Raw genomic sequence first — 22251 nt, forward strand, 5'->3', positions numbered from 1 at the left:
GAGAGAACCGCATGATGATTCGATGGCTCTGGGTGTTCCTGGACCGTCCCGCCGCCGATTTCGACACCGCGGCCGACTTCTGGACCACCGTCACCGGCAGTCGCCTGTCGGACACCCGCGGCGACAACGCGGAATTCGTGACGCTGCTCCCCGAATCCGGCACGCCCAGCGTGAAGATGCAAGCGGTGGCAAGCCATCCGCGTGTGCACGTGGACCTCGATGTCGACGATGTCCCCGCCGCGGTGAAGCGGGCCCGGGAGTTGGGCGCGACACCGGTTCTGGAGCATCCCGACTACACGGTGCTGAAATCCCCGCACGGCATGACGTTCTGCCTCACACCGTTCGACCGCTCCGCGGGCACCGACGACACACCGGTGGTCGTCGCCCCGGATGGCAGCCGTTCCCGGCTCGATCAGGTGTGCCTGGATATCGGAGCCGCGGACTACGAGGCCGAGAGCCGATTTTGGGTCGAACTCACCGGCTGGGATCGAACGCCGTCCGCGCGGCCGGAATTCGAGCGACTCCGCCCGCCGGACGGCCCACTCGTGCAGTTCCTGCTGCAACGCCTCGACGAGGACCGTCCCACCTCCGCGCACGTGGATCTGGCCAGCTCCGACACCGAGGCCATCGCGGCCTGGCACGAATCGCTCGGCGCCCGACGCCTGGGCATCGGCAAGGAATGGATCGTCATGGCCGATCCGAGCGGCCAGCCCTACTGCGTCACCGGACGGTCGCCCAGGTAGTGACGTTCCGGGGCCGCTGCGCGATGCCCGAAGGTTGCGGTGGCAGAGTTTCGGTCATGCCGACGAATCCGACGACCACCTCGTCTCTGCTCGCCGCACTGGCCCCGGACCTGCGCGCCGCCCTCACCCGCGTCGGCTACGACGCCGACACTCTCCTGGACGTGCTCGGCGATGCGGCGCATTCGGCCCTCGGGCGCTCCGAGCCGGTGCCGGTGCGCCGCGCCGCCCGGTCCGCCGGGGAACTCGGCGTTCTCATCCGGCTGCTGCTGCTCGGTGACCCGGTGCCCGAACGGGAGGCGGCCGCGGCGCTGCGGCCGGTCGATATCGAGGCCGCCGTCGCCGCCGGTCTGCTCGACCGCGAGGGCGGCGAGGTGTGGGCGGCGCTGGATCTGCGGCCCCTGGACCTGGGCCACGGCACCCGCTGGATCCTGTCCGATCTGGACGACTCCATGCGGCGGCGGGCGCTGGACACCGATCATGTGCTCGGGGTCGGGCAGGCGTCGCTGTCGCTGCTGCGCGCCACCCCGACCGAACCGGTCGGCACCGTCCTCGATCTGGGCACCGGCTGCGGTGTGCAGGCCGTCCACGCCAGCGGTTACGGCCGCAGCGTCACCGGCACCGACGTGAACCAGCGCGCCCTGTGGCTGGCCGAGGCCAATGCCGCCCTCAACGACCTGACCTTCGAACTGCTCGAGGGTTCCTGGTTCGAACCCGTGGCGGGACGCCGCTTCGACCAGGTGGTCGCCAATCCCCCGTTCGTCGTCGGCCCGGCCCGGGTCGAGCACACCTACCGTGATTCCGGGCTGGCGTTGGACGGGGCCAGCGAACTCGTCGTGTCGGGTGCCCCCGCCCTGCTGAATCCGGGCGGTACGGCCGCCATGCTGGCCTCCTGGGTCCATGTCGAGGGCGAGGACTGGCGCGCCCGGGTAGCGCGCTGGCTGCCCGATCACGGGGTGGACGCCTGGATCGTGCAGCGCGATGTGGCCGATCCCGCCCTCTATGTCGGCACCTGGCTGCGCGACGCCGGACTCGATCCGCGCGATCCGGCCGCGCAGGCCCGCGCCGAGGCCTGGTTGGACGCGTTCGCGGCGGCCGAGGTGGAGGGCGTCGGATTCGGCTTCGTCTATCTGCGTGCCATCGACGGCCCGACCGAGCTGCTGGCCGAGGACCTCACGCACGGTTTCGACGATCCGCTGGGGCCGGAGGCCACCCGCTACTTCGAGCGCTCGGCGTGGCTGCGGGCGGTGGCCGCCGATCCCGAGGTGGCGTGGTCGGCACGCTTCGAGGTGGATGCCGCGACGGCGCTGGAGCGGGTCTCGCTGCCGGGCACGCACGGCTGGGAGCAACGGGTGGCGCGCCTGCATCGCGGTGACGGCCCGCGCTGGCAGCACGAGATCGACGACGCCATCGCCGCCCTGCTGGCCGGGATGCGGCCCGACGGGCTGCCGCTGGCCGATCTGGTCGAACTGCTCGCCTTCGGTGAGTCCGGCGACACGGCAACCCCGGAGTTCCGGACAGCCGCCCTGCGGGTGGTGCTGGACCTGGTCCGGCACGGCCTGATCCGACCGGTTCGGTAGTTCGGCGAAACGCACACGTCACGGCGGGTGGTCCCACGCATTCCCCAGGGAATGCCCGGTGACCACCCGCCGTTTCACCTATCGGTTGAGCTGCTCCCACGAGACCCACACCACACAACGTCCGACGGCGGGGTTACTTCTCGCCGAAAACGCCTATCCGAGGGGCGTATGCGGAAGTTGGGTTCCGGTTACGGCAACCATCCGGAAATCGGCGCGGACCCGCGCGGGGCCGCGTTCCCCGGGCGGACCCTTCTCAGGAACTTCTCAGCCGAAGCGTGATGAAACCGCAGCTCAGATGCGGTTTATCAGGCTTACGGCGGGGAACTTTCCCAATGTCGGGTCCGTTGATCGGAGTGAGACACCACCGACAGGAGGCAAGTCATGACAAGCCCCGCCACCACTGACGTGCGCACCAGCGAACAGGACCTCGACGCCCAGAGCCCCGCCGCCGACCTGGTACGTGTGTACCTGAACGGGATCGGCAAGACGGCGCTGCTGACGGCGGCCGACGAGGTCGAGCTGGCCAAGCGCATCGAGGCGGGCCTCTACGCTCAGCATTTGCTGGAGACCGGCAAACGGCTGTCGGCCGCGAAGAAGAAGGATCTCGCGATCCTGGTTCGCGAAGGTCAGGCCGCGCGCCAGCATCTGCTCGAAGCCAACCTGCGTCTCGTGGTGTCGCTTGCCAAGCGCTACACCGGTCGCGGTATGCCGCTGCTGGACCTGATCCAGGAGGGCAATCTCGGCCTGATCCGAGCCATGGAGAAGTTCGACTACACCAAGGGCTTCAAGTTCTCCACCTACGCCACCTGGTGGATCCGGCAGGCCATCACCCGCGGTATGGCCGATCAGAGCCGCACCATCCGGCTCCCCGTGCACCTGGTCGAGCAGGTGAACAAGCTGGCCCGGATCAAGCGCGAACTGCATCAGCAGCTGGGACGCGAGGCCACCGACGCCGAGCTGGCGCGAGAGTCGGGCATTCCGGTCGAGAAGATCGCCGATCTGCTGGACCACAGCCGCGATCCGGTCAGCCTGGACATGCCGGTCGGCAATGACGAGGAAGCCCCGCTGGGCGACTTCATCGAGGACTCCGAGGCCACCTCCGCCGAGAGCGCCGTCATCGCGGGTCTGCTGCACCGCGACGTGCGCACCGTGCTGGCCACCCTGGACGAACGCGAACAGCAGGTCATCCGCCTGCGCTACGGCCTCGACGACGGCCAGCCGCGCACCCTGGACCAGATCGGCAAGCTCTTCGGCCTGTCCCGCGAGCGGGTTCGCCAGATAGAGCGTGAGGTCATGTCGAAGCTCCGCAAGGGCGAGCGCGCCGACCGCCTGCGCGCCTACGCGAGCTAGACCCCCGATCGTCGGGCCGTCTCGAGGCGCCGGTCCGACACCAACGCCGGTCGGTTCCCGCTGCCCATCAACCCCTCGGGACAGCGTGGACCGACCGGCACTTTCGTTCGCGGTGACCGCCTACGGCAGGGTTCGACGCGCAGCGTGGAGCCGGACCGCTATCCGGAGTTGCGCAGCGCGGTCGCCAGGCCATTCATGGTGAGCAGGATGCCGCGCTCCACGAGTTCGGAATCGTCCCCGGCACGGCGGCGGCGCAACAGCTCCACCTGCATCTGGTTCAGCGGCTCCAGATACGGGAAGCGGTTGCGGATGGATTCGGCCAGCGCCGGGTTGTCGGCGAGCAGTTCGTCGCTGCCGGTGATGGCGGCGTGCACGCGCACGGTGCGGGCGTACTCGTCCCGGATCATCCCGAACACGGTGTCGCGCAACGCCTCATCGGGCACCAGTTCGGCATAGGTGGCGGCGATGTCCATATCGGCCTTGGCCATCACCTGGGCGAGATTCGACAGCACCGTGCGGAAGAAGGGCCACCGCCGATACAGGTCCGACAGGGTGGCCAGCCGGTCCGGGTCGTCGCCGATCCACTGTTCGAAGGCCGAACCGGTGCCGTACCAGCCGGGCAGCATGACCCGCGACTGACTCCAGGCCATCACCCACGGAATGGCCCGCAGATCCGAGACCGAATTGGTGGGCTTGCGGGAGGCGGGGCGGCTGCCCAGATTGAGGTCGGCGACCTCCGCGATGGGGGTGGAGGCACGGAAGTACTCCACGAAACCGGGGGTGTCGTGCACCAGCCGGGCATAGGCCCGGCGCGCGAGTTCGGCCAGTTCGTCGAGCAGTTCGTAGGCCGGTTCGGCATCCGCGCCGAGACCCTCCACATCCAGCAGCGTGGATTCCAGGGTGCCCGCCACCAGCGCCTCCAGATTGCGGTACGCGGTGCCGGGATCGGCGTACTTGGTGGAGATGACCTCGCCCTGCTCGGTGAGCCGCAGCGAACCGCGCACCGCTCCGGCGGGTTGCGCAAGGATGGCGTCGTAGCTGCGCCCGCCGCCGCGACCGACCGTGCCGCCGCGACCGTGGAAGAGCCGCAAGCGAATTCCGGTCTTGCGCGCCGCCTCCACCAGATCGAGTTCGGCCCGGTACAGCGCCCAGTTGGCGGCGAGATACCCACCGTCCTTGTTGGAGTCCGAGTAGCCGAGCATGACCTCCTGTCGCATGCCGCGCGCCGCGACCAGCCGCTGATAGGCGGGCACCTCCAGCGCGGCCACCAGGATGTCCGCGCCGTGACGCAGATCGTCGATGGTTTCGAACAGCGGCACCACGCCCACCGGACTCGACGGCGGCGTCTGCGCGTCGCCCGGGTCCAGGATCCCCGCCTCCTTCAGCAGCAACGCCGCCTCCAGCATGTCGCTGACCGAGGTGCACATGGAGATGATGTAGTTCGGCACGGTATCCGCGCCCAGGTCGTCGAGTGCCGTGCGGGCCGCCCGCACCACGCCCAGTTCCTTGGTGGCCAACTCGCTGAGCCGTGCGTTCGGGCCGACCAGCGGACGGCGGGTGGTGAGCTCGGCGGCCAACAGTTCCACCCGCTGCGCCTCGTCGAGCGACGCGTAGTCGGAATGCACTCCGGCCCAGGCGAACAGCTCGGCCACCACCTGCTCGTGCACTTCCGAGTTCTGCCGCATGTCCAGGCCCTGCAGATGGAATCCGAAGGTCTCCACCGCGTTTCGCAGCGCGGCGAGACGGTCGTCGGCGAGCAGCCCGTCACCGGAGGCGCGCATGGAGGCGTCCACCACGCACAGCTCGTCGAGGAACTCGCGCGGTCCGCTGTAGGGGCGCGCACCGACATCGATGCCATCGGTGGGGATTTCGCCGAGCGATCGCTTCGCGGTGGCGCTGAGCCGGGCGCGGATGCCGCGCAGGGCACGCCGGTAGGGCTCGTCGGCGCGCTGCGGCGAATCGTCGTACCCCTCGTCGGTGAGTGCCGCGAGCGCGGGGGTGACCGGCACCAGCCGCGCCGATTGCGAGAGCTGCTTCTCCAGATCCACCAGCGCGGTGAGGTAGTTGCCGAAGGCCACCGCCCCCGCGCGGTGGGTGGCCCGGTGCACCACCTCGGCGGTGACGTTCGGATTGCCGTCCCGGTCGCCGCCGATCCAGGAGCCCGGCCGCAGGATGGGCCGGGTCAGCAGCTCCTGTTCGGGCCAGCGCGTCCGCAGCGCCTGACGCAGTTCGGCGTTGATGCGTGGGATGACGTCGAAGAGGGTGAGATCGTAGTACCGCAGGCCGACCTCGATCTCGTCCTGAATCCGCAAGCGCGCCAGCCGAATCAGCGCGGTACGCCAGAGCAGCAGCACCTGGCGGCGGATATCGTTCTCGAGCGCGGCGTACTCGGGTTCGGTCTCGGCGTACCGCTGCCGCCGCCGCATGAGTTCGGTGATGCGTGACTGCACGTCGAAGACGGTGCGACGCCGCGTCTCGGTGGGGTGCGCGGTGATGACCGGCGAGACCAGGGCGTCGCGCAGCAGTTCGGCGGCCATATCGGCGTCGGGCCGGGCGGCGTCGAGTTTGCGGTAGGTGGCGGCGAGGCTGGAGTCCTGCGGCGGCTCCCCGGCCGCCAGGTGCACGGCGCGGCGGCGGTCGCGCTGGAGGTCCTCGGCGAGGTTGGCCAGCAGCAGGAAATGGCTGAAGGCGCGTATGAGCGGTATGGCGGTGTGAATGTCCACATCGCGGACCATGTCGGCGACGGCGCGGCGCTCCACCTCCGAACGCCGGACCCGGAACGCCTCCACCCGCACCCGTTCGATGAGGTCGAAGACGTCCGACCCCTCGTGATCGTGGATGGTGTCGCCGAGGATCCCGCCGAGGAACCGGATGTCGTCGCGCAGCGGCGCGGTGGCTGTTTCGATCCGATCTTCCCGCATGGGATGAATTCTGCCCGCTTTCGCCGTGGGAGGCGGACCGGGCACACCCGCGGCTATCGCACGGCGCGCAGCCTCACGACTCGTCGACCTGCACGTCGTAGTTGACCGTATCGCCGTCGGTGCCGGTCACGGTCACCGTCAACCCGAGCGTGTCGGCGCCCGCGGTAAGGGTGCAGCGCATGGTGGTGCCCTCCTTCCCGCGCAGATCGCCGGGGCAGTCGATGGCGTCGGGGGCGACACCCACCTGGTCGGTGAGCGTCTGCTTGATCGAATTCTCGAGTTCGGCCTCCTCGACGACGGGACCGCCGCCGATCGAGACCGAACACGCGGTGGCGGCGAGCGCGACGCCGAGAACGAATGCGGAAGCGGACAGCGCACGGGCGGATCGACGGCGAGCCGAGAGCAGAGCGGACATGTCGGAAGTATCGCCGCCGACCCACCGGTCGTTTACGCCAAACGACGGGGACCGATATCGAATCGACTCGGTTCCGGACCGATGCGGACCCGGCCGTAGAGCACCGCCGCGCCCTCCGGGGAGGCGAGGATCGGTTCGCACAGCAGCTCCCGCACCTCCGGTAGGTCGTCGCACAGCGCGGAGATGCGCTGGGCGATCTCGGCGAGTGCGCCACGGTCCACCGGCTTGTCGAGGGTGCGCCCGCCGACGGTGCCCGACAGCAGCGGGGCGGCGCGCGGCGCGTCGATGAGTTCCGCGGATTCGGCCTCGGTGAGCGGCAGCGCCCGGTACACGCGGTCACCGAGCAGGTCGATGATGGTGCCGGACAGGCCGAAGCTGATGACCGAGCCGAAGGACGGGTCGTCCTGCACGCGGAAGGTGCAGCCGACGCCCTTGGTCGCCATGCGCTGGATGTGCACCACCGGATTGCCGGAGACCTCCGCGAGGTCGGTGTAGCCGCGCCGCACCGCGTCGGAGCGCCACAGGTCCAGCCGCACCCCGGTGAGATCGGGCCGGTTGCGCCACAGTTCACCGGTCGCCTTGGCCGCCACCGGGTAGCCGAGTTCCTCGGCCGCGGCCACGGCGGCATCGGCGTCGAGCACCTCCCGGAATTCGACGATGCGAATGCCATAGCAGGCCAGCAGGTCCACGGCTTCCAGATCGGTGAGCCAGCGGCCCTCGTCCGCCGCCATCCACCCGGCCACCAGGTCACGGGCGCGGGTGGTGTCGAGTCCGTCCGGCCGCGCCACCGGGGAGATCGGGCGGGCGACCCAGTCGGCGTAGCGCCGCACCCGGGCCAGGGCCCGCGCCGCGCGCTCCGGATCGGCGTAGGACGGGATGGAGCCGCGTTCCACCGAACCGCCCGCACCGCGCGTGGCGAGCAGATTGGGCATGCCCTGATCAGCGACGAAAGTGGTGAGCACCGGTGTGTCCGGATCGGATTGCGCACCGGAACGGATGGCCTCGGCGAAGGCGGCCACACCGGTGGCGACCGGCGGTGAGTACACGACGATGACCGCGTCCACCTCGCTGTCGCTGACCGCGGCGGCCACGGCGGTGAGATAGTCGGCCGGACTAGCCTGCGGTCCCAGGTCGATGGGTTCGCCGACGTCGAGGCCCTCGCCGCGGGCGGCGTCGACGGCCAGCCAGGCGAGGGCGGCGCTGTTGCCGATCACCGCGAGTCGTTTGCCCGCGGGCAGCGGCTGATAACCGACCAGCATGGCGCAATCGAACAGTTCGGCGATGGAGTCGACCTGGATGATGCCCGCCTGCGCGAACAGATTGCGCACCAGCGACCGGTCCAGATCCCGCTCCCCCTCCGCCTGCGCCACATTGCGGCCGCTGTTCACCGCGACCACGGGTTTACTGCGGGCCACCCGGCGGGCGATGCGGGAGAACTTGCGCGGATTGCCGAAGGTCTCCAGATACAGCAGCACCACATCGGTATCCGGGTCGCTGTCCCAGTACTGGAGCAGATCGTTGCCGGAGACATCGGCACGATTGCCGGCGGAGACGAAGGTGGACAGGCCCAGCTGCCGGGCCGCGGCCTCGGCCAGAATGGCCCCGCCGAGAGGGCCGGACTGGCAGAAGAAGCCGATCCGCCCGCGGCCGGGCAGGACCGGGGCGAGGGTGGCGTTGAGTGCGATGGCCGGATCGGTATTGGCGATGCCGAGCGCGCTCGGGCCCACCACCCGCATACCGTGCGCGCGGGCCGCGTCGACCAGGCTGCGTTCGGCGGCGTAGCCGCGCGGGCCGGTCTCGGAGAATCCGGCGGTCAGCACCACCAGCCCCTTGACGCCCTTGGCCATGCAGTCGTCGAGCACGGAATCGATCTCGGTGGCGGGGACGGCGATCACCGCCAGGTCGACCTCGTCGGGAATATCGCGGACGGTCGCGTACGCCCGCACCCCGCGAACGGCGGCGCGATTGCGGTTGACCGGGAAAACCGGCCCCTGGAAGGTGCCCGACAACAGATTCGCCAGCACCGCGCCGCCCACCCGCCCGGTGGAGGGCGTCGCGCCGATGACGGCAACGGACTTGGGCGACAGCAGATTTCCCACACTGCGCGCCTCGGAGGCACGTTCGCGCGAGTCCCGCACCGACAGCAGCGCCTCGGTGGGGTCGATGGCGAATTCCAGGTGCAGGACCGACCCGTCGCGACTGCGCTGCACCTGGTACCCGGCATCCCGGAACACCTGCACCATGGCGTTGTTCTCGGCCAGCACCTCGGCCACGAAGGTGTCGATGTCGTTCTCCGCCGCCGCGCCCGCCAGATGTTCGAGCAGTATCGACCCGAGCCCGCGCCCCTGATGCCCGTCGGCCACCACGAACGCCACCTCGGCGGCCCGGGGCTCACCCCGTTCGGCCAGATACTCGTACCGTCCCACGGCGATGATCTCGTCGCCCAGCTCGATCACCAGCCCGACCCGGTCGTGGTAGTCCACGTGGGTCGTTCGGTACAGATCCTTCGGCGTCATCCGCGGGTACGGCCCGAAGTAGCGCAGATACCGCGTGCGATCCGAGAGCCCCGCGTGGAACCGCTGCATGGGCTCCGCGTCCTCGGGGGTGATGGGTCGCAGCCGCACCACGCCGCCGTCGGAGGCGAGCACGTCGGCGAACCAGTGTTCCGGCGGGGGCGGGGGCGTCGCCGGGGTCCCCGGACTGTCCGGAAACGAGGGTGCGGTGGCGGACGGTGCTCCAGCCGGGGCGGCCGACGGCTCACCGACGCCGGGTCTGTCGCGTGCGGCGGGGTCGCCCGGCGGCGGTGTCGCCGGGTCGGTGGGTTCAGTCACGGGGATCCTCCGGATCCAGGCCGAGCAGTCCGAAAGTCGCTCGGCGTGTTGCCAATACGGATGTGTCGAGGGCCCGGCGGGCCCGGTCGGCGCGTTCGTCACCGGTCTCCCGGCCGCCGCCGGGGCCGTCCCAGCGTTCGAAGGCGATGTCGCCGCCGTCGCCCATGGTGGCGGGCGGCGCGATATTCGGCGCGTACTCGGCGGCGGCCGCGGCCCACTCCGCGGGAATGGGGGTGGCCGGGTCGATATCGCGGTCCAGGGCGGCGGCCAGCAGATGCGTCCAGGCGCGTGGCACCACCCGGATCAGCCCGTAGCCGCCACCGCCGATGGCCAGCCAGCGGCCCTCGGCGTAGCGGTCGGCCAGATCGCGCATGGCCAGGAAGGCCGCGCGCTGCCCGTCCACCGACAGCTCCAGGTCGGCGAGCGGATCCTCGCGGTGGGTGTCGACGCCGCACTGGCTCACCACGATCTGCGGCCGGAACGCGGCCAGCGCGCCGGGCACCACCGCGTGGAAGCCCCGCAGCCACAACGCGTCCCGGGTGCCGGGCATGATGGCCAGGTTCACCGCGGTGCCCTCCGCCTTACCCGCGCCGGTCTCCTCGGACCAGCCGGTATTCGGCCACAGCGTCGCCGGATGCTGGTGGATGGAGACGGTCAGCACGCGCGGGTCGTCGTAGAAGGCCCGCTGCACCCCGTCCCCGTGGTGGACGTCCACGTCCAGGTAGGCGATGCGGTCGAAACCGTTGTCCAGCAGCCACGAAATCGCCACCGCCGCATCGTTGTACACGCAGAATCCGGCCGCCGAATCCGGCATGGCGTGGTGCATGCCGCCGCCGATGCTCACCGCGCGGCGGGTGCGTCCGGCGGCGATCTCCCGGGCCGCCGCAAGGGTCCCGCCGACGATGACCGAGGCCGCCTCGTGCATCTGCGGGAACACCGGGTTGTCGGGGGAACCGAGTCCGTAGGGCGGTGCCAGCGGCGGCTGGCCGTCCGGTTGTCGAGCGTGCTTGACCGCTTCGATGTAGTCGTGGGTGTGCACGCGCAGCAGATCACCCTCGGTGGCTGCCGTCGGCGAGAGCGCCTCCACCCCGTCGAACAGCCCGAGACTCTCGGCCAGCGCCATGGTGAAGCGCAGCCGCACGGGGCGCATCGGATGCTCCGGCGTCCACTTGTAGTCCAGGAAACGGTCGGTCCAGACGACGGTGCCGTCGCTGCGCGGTGGGCCAGGCATACCTGCCACGCTAATGCGTCACGGCGCTTCGTAGGCTCTGGACACCGCGCAGCACCGAACCCGCAGGGAACACGCAGCGCGCCCTGGGTGTTGACAGTGCGTTCGCGAAATAAGCTGTCGCCCGGTGCAGCCGCCGCGCATGGGTAGAATTCGTGCACGACGAAGGGGTTAAACAGGTGAAGGATCTGGTCGACACCACGGAGATGTACCTCCGTACCATCTACGACCTCGAGGAGGAGGGCGTCACGCCCTTGCGTGCGCGCATCGCCGAACGCCTCGAGCAGAGCGGGCCCACGGTCAGTCAGACGGTGGCGCGTATGGAACGCGACGGACTGCTGACCGTCGCGGGTGATCGCCATCTCGAATTGACGGAGAAGGGCCGGGCCATGGCGGTCGCGGTGATGCGCAAGCACCGGCTGGCCGAGCGGCTGCTGGTCGACATCATCGGCCTGGACTGGCAGAACGTACACGCCGAGGCGTGTCGCTGGGAGCACGTGATGAGCGAGGAGGTGGAGCGCCGCCTGGTCGAGGTGCTCAACCACCCCACGACCTCGCCGTACGGCAACCCGATCCCGGGCCTGGACGAGCTGGGTGTCACCGGCACCTCGAATGCCGAGGAGAAGCTGGTCCGGCTCTCGGACCTGCCCTCCGGGCAGTCCGCGGCGGTGGTGGTGCGACGGCTCTCCGAGCACATCCAGACCGATCCGGAGATCATCAACCAGTTGCGGGAGGCGGGCGTGGTGCCCGACGCCCGCGTGAATGTCGAGACCAAGCCGGGCGCGGTGGTCATTCTGGTGCCCGGCCACGCCGGTTTCGAACTCTCCGACGAGATGGCCCACGCCGTCCAGGTGAAGTTGGTCTGAGGCGTGAAACTTCTGGTCACGGGCGGTGCGGGCTATGTCGGCGGCGTCTGCGCGCAGGTGCTGCTCGAGGACGGCCACGAGGTGGTCGTGGTGGACGATGTCTCGACCGGCAATGCCGACGGGGTGCCCACCGGCGCCAAGTTCGTGGAGGGCGATATCGCCACGGTGGGCGTGGAGCTCGTCGCCGCCGAGAACTTCGACGGCGTGTTGCATTTCGCGGCGCAGTCGCTGGTCGGGGAATCGGTGCAGCAGCCGGAGAAGTACTGGCACGGCAATGTGGTGAAGACCCTCGCCCTGCTGGAGGCCATGCGGGCCGCCGGTACGCCGCGCCTGGTGTTCTCCTCCACCGCCGCCGTGTACGGCGAGCCGGAACAGGTGCCGATCGTGGAGGACGCGCCGACCCGGCCGACGAACCCCTACGGGGCGTCGAAGCTGTCCATCGACTACGCCATCACCTCCTACGCGGCTGCGCACGGTCTGGCGGCGACCAGCCTGCGCTACTTCAATGTGGCGGGCGCGTACGCGGGCCTGGGTGAGAACCGCGTCGTGGAAACCCATCTCATTCCCCTCGTCCTGCAGACGGCGCTGGGCCACCGCGAGTCCATCTCGGTCTTCGGCACCGACTACCCCACCGCCGACGGCACCGCGGTGCGCGACTACATCCACATCCGCGATCTCGCCCAGGCGCATCTGCTGGCCCTGGCGCAGTCGCGCCCCGGTGCGCACCGCATCTTCAATCTCGGCAGCGGTACCGGTTTCTCGGTGCGCGAGGTGATTTCGGCCTGCGAACGCGTCACCGGCCTGCCCATCCGCGCGATCGATGCCCCTCGGCGCGCGGGCGATCCGGCGGTGCTCATCGCCTCCAGCGAGCGGGCCGTCACCGAACTCGGCTGGCGTCCGCGACACACCGAACTGGACACCATCGTGGCCGATGCCTGGTCGTTCCTGCAGACACTCGGCGACCGGGCGCACAGCGCCCGCCGCTGACCCGCTCCTTCGCCAACCCCGTCCGTCCCAGTCCCGTCCGCCCCAGTCCCTTCGGCCGCAGTCCCGTCCGCCTCGGACACGTTCGCGCAGCCCCGGTCGCCCCGGACTCATTCGCCCCGGACTCGTTCGGCCGAGCCCCGGTCGCCCCGGACTCGTTCGCCCGAGCCCCGGTCGCCCCGGACTCATTCGGCCCAGCCCCGTTCGCCCCGGCCTCGGCCTGGCCGGGCGCGGACGGGGTTTCGGCGTGCTTCCCCCGGCATCGACCGGATGACCGGTGCGCGGAAGTGGGCCGGCCGGGGCGGTCACGACAGCTCCGGGCCGAGGTCGACGCCGAGGATCGCGGCGGCTTCGCGGCCGGTCTCGGCGATGCGGCGCAGTTGGGCCGGGCGCAGACCGTTCCGCAGCGCCGTCTCCAGCAGGCGGGCCATGGTGTGGTCCGGGTCGGAGGCCAGGGCCGCGTCCAGCGCGACTCCGGCCAGGGGACCGTCGCCGCGCACATAGGCGCAGTAGCCGAGCAGTGCCGCCGCCTCGGCCCGGTCCGGGTCGGGTAGAACGCGGGTGAGGTGGATCCACAGCGCCTCCGCGGCCGCGGCGTGATCACCCGGGGCGAGCGCGAACATGACATCCCGCACCACCGGATTCCGCAGGGCCACCGCCAGTTCCGCGAGTTCGGCCGGATGCAGCCGCGCTCCGGATTCGACGTTCGCGAGCTGCCAGAGCACCTTGCGCAGCGCGGCGCGCGTGTAGACCTCCGCTTCGCCGCGTCGCACGGCCGCGGCCAGCCGGGCCTGCGCCGCGGTGACCACCGACTCCAGCACCGCCGCGACCGCGGCGCGGGCGTCGGCGTCGACCGCCACCACGGCGGCCAGTTCGGCTCGCGATCCGCGCAGCGGGCGACCGTCGAGGACCTGCCGGAACGTCACCGGTGAGTCCGCCGGAGCCCGTTGCGCGCCGGTGTTCGCCGGGTCCAGCACGCTCCACCACGGCCGCCCGGCGTCGAATCCGGCGACGGCCCACGCGCCGGTCAGCGTGACATCGGCGGCCGCGAGCCGAGCGGCGAGCAGGTCGGTCAGTTCCCGGTGCCGTCGTGTGCGCACTCCCCGGTGGCGCGCATCCGGCACGGTGGCGCGGTCGTCCACGATCAGGGCCAGCGCCGCGACGGCCCGCTGCCGCACGCAGATATCGGCGAGTTGGTCCATCATGGCCCGCACCGCCGCCCGCCCCGTCACGTCGGTGTCCACCCGCACCACCACATCCACCGCCGCGGAATCCGACCGCCCCTCCTCCGCCCGCAGCACCGCCAGCACCAGCGACCGCGCGGGCACGAATCCGAGCATGGCGGGCACCGCCGCGATGAACTCCCCCGGCTCGCGCAGATGCTGCTGCGGCACAGCGGCATTCCCGAACGACGCGGCATCCGCGTCCGTCGCCGCCCTGTCGGCCCGGACGGCCCTCTCGGCGGTCACCACGTCGTCGACCGGTACTGCGTCCTCCGCAGACTGAGCGCTCGCGGCAGACAGCGTGCTCTCGGTGGGCGCGGCGCTGTCGACAGACCCAGCGCTCTCGACCGATGCAGCGCTCTCGATAGACCCAGCGCTCTCGACCGACGCGGCGCGCTTGGTAGACGCAGCGCTCTCGACCGACGCGGCGCGCTTGGTAGACGCAGCGCTGTCGACAGTCCTAGCACGCTCCGCAGACGCGGCACGCTCGACAGACCCAGCAGCCTCGGCAGACGCGGCACGCTCGGGCGACAGCGCATTCCCGGGCGACCCCGCCTGCCCAGGTGACACCGCATGCTCCGGCGACTCCGCATGCTCCCGCGACACCGCATGCTCCCGCGACTCCGCATGCTGCCGCGGCTGGGTCTGCTCCAACGATTCCGTATGCTCCGGCGACACCGCATGCTCCGGCAACACCGCATGGTCCCGCGACTCCGCATGCTCCAACGACTCCGCATGCTCCCGTGACCGCGCAGGCCCGGCCGATGCCGTTGCGCCTACTGCGGAGTCCGCACCGCGCCCGGGTGGCTCGGTGTACGCCGCACGGGTGTCGGATGTTTCGCTGCCCTCGACCGGCGGCGGGTCGTCGTCCGCCAGCGGATCCGGCGATGGTGGCAGCCAGCGTTCGGTGCCGAAGTCGTCCGGTGGGAAGGTGTTCCCGCCCGAGCAGGTGCGGCGGCCGCGGTGGCGCGGGATGCGCGCGGGTTCGCAGTACCGGTAACGCGGGGCGTCACCCGGTGGCGGTGCGGGCAGGGGTTCGGTGGAATTCGTCATGTCCTCACGGTGCGCGATGGCGCCGACCGCGCCGGAGTGCCGACCTGGGCGTCGGACAAGTCTGTGAGTAGTCGCCGCGGCTGTGCGGAATGGGTGCGAATCGGCTCGCGCCGAGGGCTTTTCGTCGGTGCCCCCTGCTACCGTCCGATTCCGGCAGGTCGCGTGATGGGCGATCGGTGACCTACCCGGCGAAAAATCTGAATGCGTAGCGTTTCATTTTGCCCGAACCGCCACCGTCGCGCTGTTACAGTCCGCCTCGACACCATCGGCTCGGTGTCGGAAGGAAGAACGCATCAGCAATGAAGAGAAGTACTTTCGGCGGTCTCGCGGTCGCCCTGGCGAGCGCCGCCGCGCCGGTGCTGCTGGCCCCGACGGCGTCGGCGGATACCGAGAACATCCGCGTCGACGCCCGCGTATCCGGTGAGACCTGCGGCACGTCGGGTGGCTGCGTCATCCGCATTCGGACCGTCGGCAAGAACCGTCTCGACGAGGTCGCCGTCACCGTGAACGGCACCGTAGTGGGCTACGCCTGGCCGGTGCAGGATCAGTGGGACCCCAACCGCGGTTCGGCCGAAGTGGTCTGGAACCCCAGCGAATCCGGCAGCTTCCACATCGTCGCCAAGCAGGGCGTCTCCTCGGGCGTCATCACCTACGACATCCAGAGCCCAGGCGGCACCGGATCCTTCGGGGGCCTGCTCCCGTCCGGTTCGGCGGGCTGATTCGCCAGAAGAGTGATCACATGACGAGAACACGTACCGGGCTGGGCGCGACCGCCGCGCTGTTCGCCCTGACCGCACCGGTCGTCCTGGCGGGCTCCGCGTCCGCGGCTATCGAGGACATCAGCATCACCGGTATCGACGAGCGGCCGTGCTCGGTCGCGGCTGGCTGCCTCATCCAGGTGACCGTGACCCAGTTCGAGGCGGTGGACTTCCTGATCAACAACACCGCCGTCGGCACCGCCACGCCGCAGCGCACCAGCTCCGGCCTGATCACCGCCACGCTGCAGTGGCGGCCGGAAGCCTCGGGCACGTACACGGTGGGCGCGCGACAGGCGCAGAACACGTCGACCATCGTCTACACCGTCACCCAGCACGCCTCCGGCTGCGGCTGGTTCCCCACCGGTTCGGCCTCCGGGTCCGCGGGCACCGGTTCGGCTTCCGGATCCGCCGATACCGGCTCGGCCGGAAGCGGTTCCGCCGGTTCGGGTTCCGCGGGCAGCGGCTCGGCGAGCGGCTCGGCCTGCTGACCCGTCAGCCCCTGCGCACCTTGCTCACCGCGGTGGTGAACAGCGAGTCGAGGGCCTCGCCGTCGAGGCTGTCGGCACCGAAGGTCATGTAGGTCACGGTGATTCGCACATCGCCGACCTGACCGAGCAGGGTGCGCATGTTGCGGGTGGTCTCCGGATCGCCCGCCTCCGACCGGACGGTGCGCCGCAGCGCCACCGTCTCGTCGGCATCCAGCGGTGGCGGCGGCAGCAGTTCGGTGGTGACGGTGGCCGTCGTGCCGTTCTGCGTGGCGCGCACGGTGCCGCAGCGTTCGAGCTGCCGTTGCAGGGTGGCCAGGGAGTGATCGGTGCGCACCAGTTCCACCGTGAGGGTGGCGCGGGTGGCGTCGTCGGTGCCGACCGAGACCGCGGGTACGGACACCGGCGGCATCGGCGCGCAGTCCTCCGGATCGACCCGCGCGCCCGGCAGAATCCCGTCGAGATCGTGCGCGGCCTGCTCGGCGGTGTCCGGCGGCAGTTCCACCGCCGCGTACGGCTCGGGGAACTGCGATGGATTCGGCAGCAGCCGTGCCAGTTCCGATGCCGCGGCCGTCGAGTTCGGCCCGGACGAGGACCGGGGGTGCCCGGAGACCGTGGTTCCGCAGGCGGTGAGCGCGCAGCCCAGGGCCGCGACACCCAGCAGTGCGGATATCCGCCGTACGGTCGATGTGCGGCGGCGCCGCACCACGGACACTGGAGGCTGCCGCGGGCACGGCGAATCCGGCACGATCACCCGTCCACTATGCCGAATTTCCGCTGTTCATCCGGGATGCCACGCCGGAAACAGGTGTGACCGCGAGCGGTGTGGGAATGCGTTCCACCGTCGGGCGTGTTGCACACCAGATGCGGGCTCGCACCCACGGGGCGCGGGCACGCGAGGGCATGAGGGACAATGGTGGTGGTCCCAGTATCGCCCGTCAGGCGAATGAACCGCGGCACGCGCCGCCGAGTTCCGCCGGACCGGACCGCTGGAGACCATGCAGAAGGGATGAAGCGATGGACTACGAGTCGAGCATGTACGAGTTGGAGTTCCCCGCGCCGCAGTTGTCCTCCGCTGACGGCGCGGGTCCGGTGCTGGTGCACGGGCTGGAGGGTTTCACCGACGCCGGTCACGCCGTCCGCCTGGCCACCACGCATCTGCGGGAGAGCCTGGAGGCGGAGTTGGTCGCCTCGTTCGATATGGACGAACTCCTCGACTACCGCTCGCGCCGCCCGCTCATGATGTTCAAGACCGACCACTTCTCCGACTACACCGAGCCGGAGCTGAACCTGTGGGCGCTCAAGGACACTCAGGGCACACCGTTCCTGCTGCTGGCCGGTTTGGAGCCGGATCTGCGGTGGGAGAAGTTCGTGACCGCCGTGCGGCTGCTGGCCGAGCAGTTGGGTGTGCGCCGCACCATCGGCCTGAGCGCGATCCCCATGGCGATCCCGCACACCCGACCGCTCGGAATGACCGCGCACGCCAGCGACCGCGACCTCATCGGCGATCACCAGCGCTGGCCGGGTGAGTTGCAGGTGCCGGGCAGCGCCTCCTCGCTGCTGGAGTACCGCATGGCCCAGCACGGCCACGAATCGGTCGGCTTCTCCGTGCACGTCCCGCACTATCTGACCCAGACCGCCTATCCGGAGGCCGCGCAGACGCTGCTGGAGAGCGTCGCCGAGAACGCCGGGCTGGAGCTGCCCCTGGCGGCGCTCACCGAGCAGGCGGCCCGGGTGCGGGAGCAGGTCAACGAGCACATCGCGGGCAATTCCGAGGTGGAGACCGTAGTGGCGGCCCTGGAACGCCAGTACGACAGCTTCGTCACCGCCCAGGAACGCCAGTCCAGCCTGCTGGCCAGCGAGAGCGACCTGCCCACCGGCGAGGAACTGGGCGCGGAATTCGAACGCTTCCTCGCCGAACAGTCCGGATTCGGCGACGGCGACGCGAACGACGGCGGCGACCGGCGGTCCTGACCACACCAGTAACGTAGGTGGGCGTGCAGCTCTCCGAACTCGTCCCCGACCGTGCCGTACCCGACGTCGATGCCGAGTGGCTGTATGAGACCTTCGTCGACTGGACCCTCGAGCAGGGCCTGACGCTGTATCCGGCGCAGGAGGAGGCGCTGCTCGAGCTGTTCACCGGCTCGAACGTGATTCTGGCGACCCCGACCGGCTCGGGTAAGTCGATGGTCGCGCTGGGCGCGCACTTCGCCGCGCTCAACCGCGGCCAGCGCAGCTACTACACCGCCCCGATCAAGGCCCTGGTCAGCGAGAAGTTCTTCGCGCTGTGCGAGGTGTTCGGCGCGGACCGGGTCGGCATGGTGACCGGTGACGCGGCGGTGAATCCGGATGCGCCGATCATCTGCGCGACGGCGGAGATCCTGGCCAACCTGGCATTGCGCGAGGGTGCGGACGCCCCGGTGGGTCAGGTCGTCATGGACGAGTTCCACTACTACGCCGATCCGGATCGCGGGTGGGCGTGGCAGGTGCCGCTGATCGAACTGCCGGGAGTGCAGTTCCTGCTCATGTCGGCCACGCTGGGCGAGGTCGACTTCTTCGCCCGGGATCTGAAAGACCGAACGGGCCGTGACACCGCCGTCGTCTCCGGTTCGGAACGCCCGGTGCCGCTGAGCTTTTCCTATGTGCGCACCCCGATCACCGAAACTCTCGAGGATCTGGTGACCACCAGCCTCGCCCCGGTGTACGTCGTGCACTTCACCCAGGCAGCGGCGATCGAGCGGGCACAGGCCCTGATGAGCGTGAATTTCGCCAGCAAGGCGGAGAAGGAGGCCATCGCCGCGGCTTTGGGTGACTTCCGCTTCGCCACCGGCTTCGGCAAATCGCTGTCGCGCTTCATCCGCCACGGTATCGGCGTCCATCACGCGGGCATGCTGCCCAAGTACCGGCGGCTGGTGGAGAAGTTGGCCCAGGACGGCCTGCTGAAGGTGGTCTGCGGCACCGACACCCTGGGCGTCGGCATCAATGTGCCGATTCGCACCGTGCTGCTGACCGGTCTCACCAAGTACGACGGTGTGCGCACCCGCCGCCTCAATGCCCGCGAGTTCCATCAGATCGCGGGCCGCGCGGGCCGGGCCGGCTACGACACCATGGGCACCGTGGTGGTGCAGGCGCCCGAGCACGAGGTGGAGAACGCCCGCCTCATCGCCAAGGCCGGTGACGATCCCAAGAAGCTCAAGAAGGTCCAGAAGCGCAAACCGCCGGAGGGTTTCGTGTCCTGGTCGGAGGACACCTTCGACCGGCTGGTCGGGGCCACCCCGGAACCGATGGTGTCGCGTTTCCATGTCACCAATTCCATGCTTCTGAACGTGATCGCCCGCAAGGGCAACTGCTTCGACGCCATGCGGCATCTGCTGGAGCGGAACCACGAGCCGCGTCCGGCGCAGCGGCGGCACATCCTGCGCGCCATCCGGCTCTACCGCGCGCTGCGGGACGCGGGCGTGGTGCAGCAGCTCGACACACCCGACGAGTTCGGCCGCCGCGCCCGGCTCACCGTGGACCTGCAACGCGATTTCGCCCTCGATCAGCCGCTGTCGCCGTTCGCGCTGGCCGCGCTGGAGCTGCTCGACAAAGACTCCCCCACCTACACCCTCGATGTCATCTCGCTCATCGAGGCGACCCTGGAGGATCCGCGCCAGCTGCTCATGGCCCAGCAGCACAAGGCCCGCGGTGCGGCGGTGGCGGAGATGAAGGCCGACGGCATCGAATACGAGGAGCGCATGGAGCTGCTCGAGGAGGTGACCTGGCCCAAACCGCTCGCCGACCTGATCGAGCCCGCCTTCGAGACCTATAAGGGCGGGCACCCGTGGGTGTCGGAGTTCGAGCCGTCGCCGAAGTCGGTGGTGCGGGAGATGATCGAACGCTCCATGACCTTCGCCGAGCTGGTGTCCACCTACGAGTTGGCGCGCTCCGAGGGGGTGGTGCTGCGCTATCTCGCCGACGCCTACCGGGCGCTGCGCCGCACGGTGCCCGAGCAGGCCCGCACCGATGAGCTCGACGACATCACCGAGTGGCTGGGCGAGCTGGTGCGCCAGGTCGACTCCAGCCTGCTCGACGAATGGGAGCAGCTCACCAATCCGGGCGCGGAGAGCGATACCGAGGAGGTGGCGTTCGGCGCGGAGGCGCCCCGGCCGATCTCCGCGAACGAGCGGTCCTTCCGGGTGCTGGTGCGCAATGCCATGTTCCGGCGGGTGGAGATGGCCGCGCTGCGCCGCTGGGACGCTCTCGACGAGTTGGGCGACGGCCTGGACTGGGAAGGCGAACTCGCGCCCTACTACGACGAATACGGCGAGATCGGTATCGGGCCGAACGCGCGCGGCCCGAAACTGTTCCAGATCGAGCAGCGGCCGGGTTTCTGGCATGTGCGTCAGGTGCTGGACGATCCGTCCGGTGACCACGGATGGGCCGTGGCGGCGGTGGTCGATCTGGCGGAGTCGGATGCCGCCGGTGAAGTGGTATTCGACGAGGTCACGGTGTCGGCGGGCTGACCGCCGCCACGTTCGCGCCCCGATTTCTTCATAGTTCCGTAAGATGCCCGGTCCGGTTTGTTCAACCGTCCCGGCGGTACGGTGACGAAGACGACCGCTGGCCGGTTCGTTTTTCCAGGCTGATCGCGTGTATCGTCGCGCACTGTTGCCCACATCCCGCCACAGCGCCCGATCGAAAAGAGTTCCCTTAGATTGACCAACCGAAACCTGCTCGAATCCCCCCGTCTGGTCATCGACCTGCACCGGGTCCGTGCGAACTACCAAGCACTGCGAGCCGCTCTACCAGCGGCACGAATTCGCTTCGCCGTCAAGGCGAGTCCCGTGCCGGAGATCATCCGGCTCCTGAACGACGAGGGCGCCGAGTTCGACGTCGCCAGTATCGGTGAGATCGAACTCTGCATCGCGCAGGGTGTCGATCCGGCCGTCATGTGTTACGGGAATCCGATCAAGAAAGCCGCCCATATCGCCGCCGCTCACGCGGCCGGGGTGCGCCGCTACGCCTTCGACACCGAGGACGATCTGGCTCGCATCGCCGAGCACGCCCCCGGCGCGGAGGTGGAGTGCCGGTTCCTGTCCTCCGCTCCGCAGTCGCAGACGCCGTTCGGCACCAAGTTCGGCTGCGATCCCGGTGAGGCCAAGCGCCTGCTGGTGCGGGCGCGTGACCTGGGCCTGCGGGTGGCCGGCCCGTACTTCCACGTGGGCTCGCAGCAGACCGATCCGATCGCCTGGCGCATCGGCATCGAGCAGGCTGGTGCCATCGCGGAAGCGTTGGCCGTCAAGGACATTCCGGTTCCGTCGGTGAATGTCGGTGGTGGACTGCCGATTTCGTACGCCGATGCCGCGCCGGAGTTGTCCGAGCTGGGTGCGGTGATCGCCGAGGCGTTCGCGGCCCATTTCCCGGAACACACCGAACTGGTGGTGGAGCCCGGTCGCGCCCTGGTGGGCAATACCGGTGTGATTCACGCCGAGGTGGTGAATGTTCGCCAGGCGCCGGACGGGCGGCGCTGGATATACCTCGATATCGGCCGCTACAACGGTATGGCCGAGACCGAGAACGAGTACATCGCCTACCGTTTCGAAACCGATCGGGACGATGACCCGATGGACGAGGCGGTGGTCGCCGGACCGACCTGCGATGGCGACGATGTACTCTATCAACGCACGCGTGTCCTCCTTCCGACCACGTTGCGAGCCGGTGATCCCGTTCGGATCCTCGATACCGGCGCTTATACGGCGAGCTATTCGTCGGTGTCCTTCAACGGTTTTCCGCCTTTGACTGTTCATGTCATCGGCGCTGAGCGAGAGTGAGTTC

Annotated in this window: 16 protein-coding genes; 10 read left to right on the top strand and 6 right to left on the bottom strand. The window is 69.8% G+C overall.

Features of this window, described 5'->3' with window-relative positions:
* The first annotated feature begins 11 nt into the window (after window positions 1-11).
* The 3 genes from FOH10_RS19000 to FOH10_RS19010 all read left to right on the top strand — a co-directional run bounded on the left by FOH10_RS19000 (window position 12) and on the right by FOH10_RS19010 (window position 3670).
* Entirely contained in the window at window positions 12-743 is a 732-nt protein-coding gene (locus FOH10_RS19000; protein WP_244961276.1) for a VOC family protein, read from the top strand.
* A 56-nt stretch (window positions 744-799) separates the two neighbouring features.
* Window positions 800-2320, top strand: coding sequence for a DUF7782 domain-containing protein (locus tag FOH10_RS19005; protein WP_143981756.1), 1521 nt, complete (start codon window positions 800-802; stop codon window positions 2318-2320).
* A gap of 381 nt (window positions 2321-2701) precedes the next feature.
* Window positions 2702-3670, top strand: coding sequence for a sigma-70 family RNA polymerase sigma factor (locus tag FOH10_RS19010; RefSeq protein ID WP_029923966.1), 969 nt, complete (start codon window positions 2702-2704; stop codon window positions 3668-3670).
* Window positions 3671-3828: 158 nt separating this feature from the next.
* Here FOH10_RS19010 and ppc read toward each other — a convergent pair whose 3' ends face one another.
* The 4 genes from ppc to FOH10_RS19030 all read right to left on the bottom strand — a co-directional run bounded on the left by ppc (window position 3829) and on the right by FOH10_RS19030 (window position 11068).
* Window positions 3829-6591 (bottom strand): phosphoenolpyruvate carboxylase, encoded by a 2763-nt coding sequence (ppc, locus tag FOH10_RS19015; RefSeq protein WP_143981757.1) that lies wholly within the window; start codon window positions 6589-6591, stop codon window positions 3829-3831.
* A gap of 73 nt (window positions 6592-6664) precedes the next feature.
* Entirely contained in the window at window positions 6665-7006 is a 342-nt protein-coding gene (locus tag FOH10_RS19020; RefSeq protein ID WP_143981758.1) for a DUF4333 domain-containing protein, read from the bottom strand.
* Window positions 7007-7038: 32 nt separating this feature from the next.
* Window positions 7039-9837, bottom strand: coding sequence for a bifunctional acetate--CoA ligase family protein/GNAT family N-acetyltransferase (locus tag FOH10_RS19025; protein WP_425326090.1), 2799 nt, complete (start codon window positions 9835-9837; stop codon window positions 7039-7041).
* Window positions 9830-11068 (bottom strand): acetoin utilization protein AcuC, encoded by a 1239-nt coding sequence (locus tag FOH10_RS19030; RefSeq protein WP_029923970.1) that lies wholly within the window; start codon window positions 11066-11068, stop codon window positions 9830-9832. Before FOH10_RS19030 ends, FOH10_RS19025 begins: the two co-directional genes overlap by 8 nt.
* A gap of 176 nt (window positions 11069-11244) precedes the next feature.
* Between FOH10_RS19030 and FOH10_RS19035 the strand changes: the two genes are divergently transcribed.
* Window positions 11245-11931 (top strand): iron-dependent transcriptional repressor DtxR, encoded by a 687-nt coding sequence (locus FOH10_RS19035; RefSeq protein WP_039815507.1) that lies wholly within the window; start codon window positions 11245-11247, stop codon window positions 11929-11931.
* 3 nt (window positions 11932-11934) lie between these two features.
* Window positions 11935-12918, top strand: coding sequence for a UDP-glucose 4-epimerase GalE (gene galE, locus FOH10_RS19040; RefSeq protein WP_039815508.1), 984 nt, complete (start codon window positions 11935-11937; stop codon window positions 12916-12918).
* Between the two features lie 302 nt (window positions 12919-13220).
* On the opposite strand, the gene FOH10_RS19045 is transcribed toward galE, so the two are convergent.
* The gene (locus FOH10_RS19045; protein ID WP_143981759.1) at window positions 13221-14309 is read right to left on the bottom strand and encodes a DUF4192 domain-containing protein; all 1089 of its coding nucleotides are present in this window, start codon (window positions 14307-14309) and stop codon (window positions 13221-13223) included.
* A gap of 1181 nt (window positions 14310-15490) precedes the next feature.
* Between FOH10_RS19045 and FOH10_RS19050 the strand changes: the two genes are divergently transcribed.
* Window positions 15491-15910, top strand: a complete 420-nt coding sequence (locus tag FOH10_RS19050; protein WP_143981760.1) for a hypothetical protein — start codon at window positions 15491-15493, stop codon at window positions 15908-15910.
* A gap of 20 nt (window positions 15911-15930) precedes the next feature.
* A complete protein-coding gene (locus tag FOH10_RS19055; protein ID WP_143981761.1) occupies window positions 15931-16437 on the top strand; it encodes a hypothetical protein in 507 nt (168 codons plus the stop codon).
* Window positions 16438-16441: 4 nt separating this feature from the next.
* On the opposite strand, the gene FOH10_RS19060 is transcribed toward FOH10_RS19055, so the two are convergent.
* Window positions 16442-17149, bottom strand: a complete 708-nt coding sequence (locus FOH10_RS19060) for a DUF5642 family protein (RefSeq protein WP_244961277.1) — start codon at window positions 17147-17149, stop codon at window positions 16442-16444.
* A 302-nt stretch (window positions 17150-17451) separates the two neighbouring features.
* Between FOH10_RS19060 and FOH10_RS19065 the strand changes: the two genes are divergently transcribed.
* The 3 genes from FOH10_RS19065 to FOH10_RS19075 all read left to right on the top strand — a co-directional run bounded on the left by FOH10_RS19065 (window position 17452) and on the right by FOH10_RS19075 (window position 22247).
* Window positions 17452-18408 carry a PAC2 family protein gene (locus FOH10_RS19065; protein ID WP_039815511.1) on the top strand — a complete coding sequence of 319 codons (957 nt, stop codon included), beginning with the start codon at window positions 17452-17454 and terminating at the stop codon, window positions 18406-18408.
* 23 nt (window positions 18409-18431) lie between these two features.
* Complete coding sequence (locus tag FOH10_RS19070) at window positions 18432-20939, top strand: DEAD/DEAH box helicase (protein ID WP_143981762.1); 2508 nt, start codon at window positions 18432-18434, stop codon at window positions 20937-20939.
* 207 nt (window positions 20940-21146) lie between these two features.
* Complete coding sequence (locus FOH10_RS19075; protein WP_143984191.1) at window positions 21147-22247, top strand: type III PLP-dependent enzyme; 1101 nt, start codon at window positions 21147-21149, stop codon at window positions 22245-22247.
* The last annotated feature ends 4 nt before the right edge of the window (window positions 22248-22251 follow it).

This window comes from Nocardia otitidiscaviarum (assembly GCF_007362295.1).
In the GTDB taxonomy this organism is placed as follows: Bacteria; Actinomycetota; Actinomycetes; order Mycobacteriales; family Mycobacteriaceae; genus Nocardia; species Nocardia otitidiscaviarum.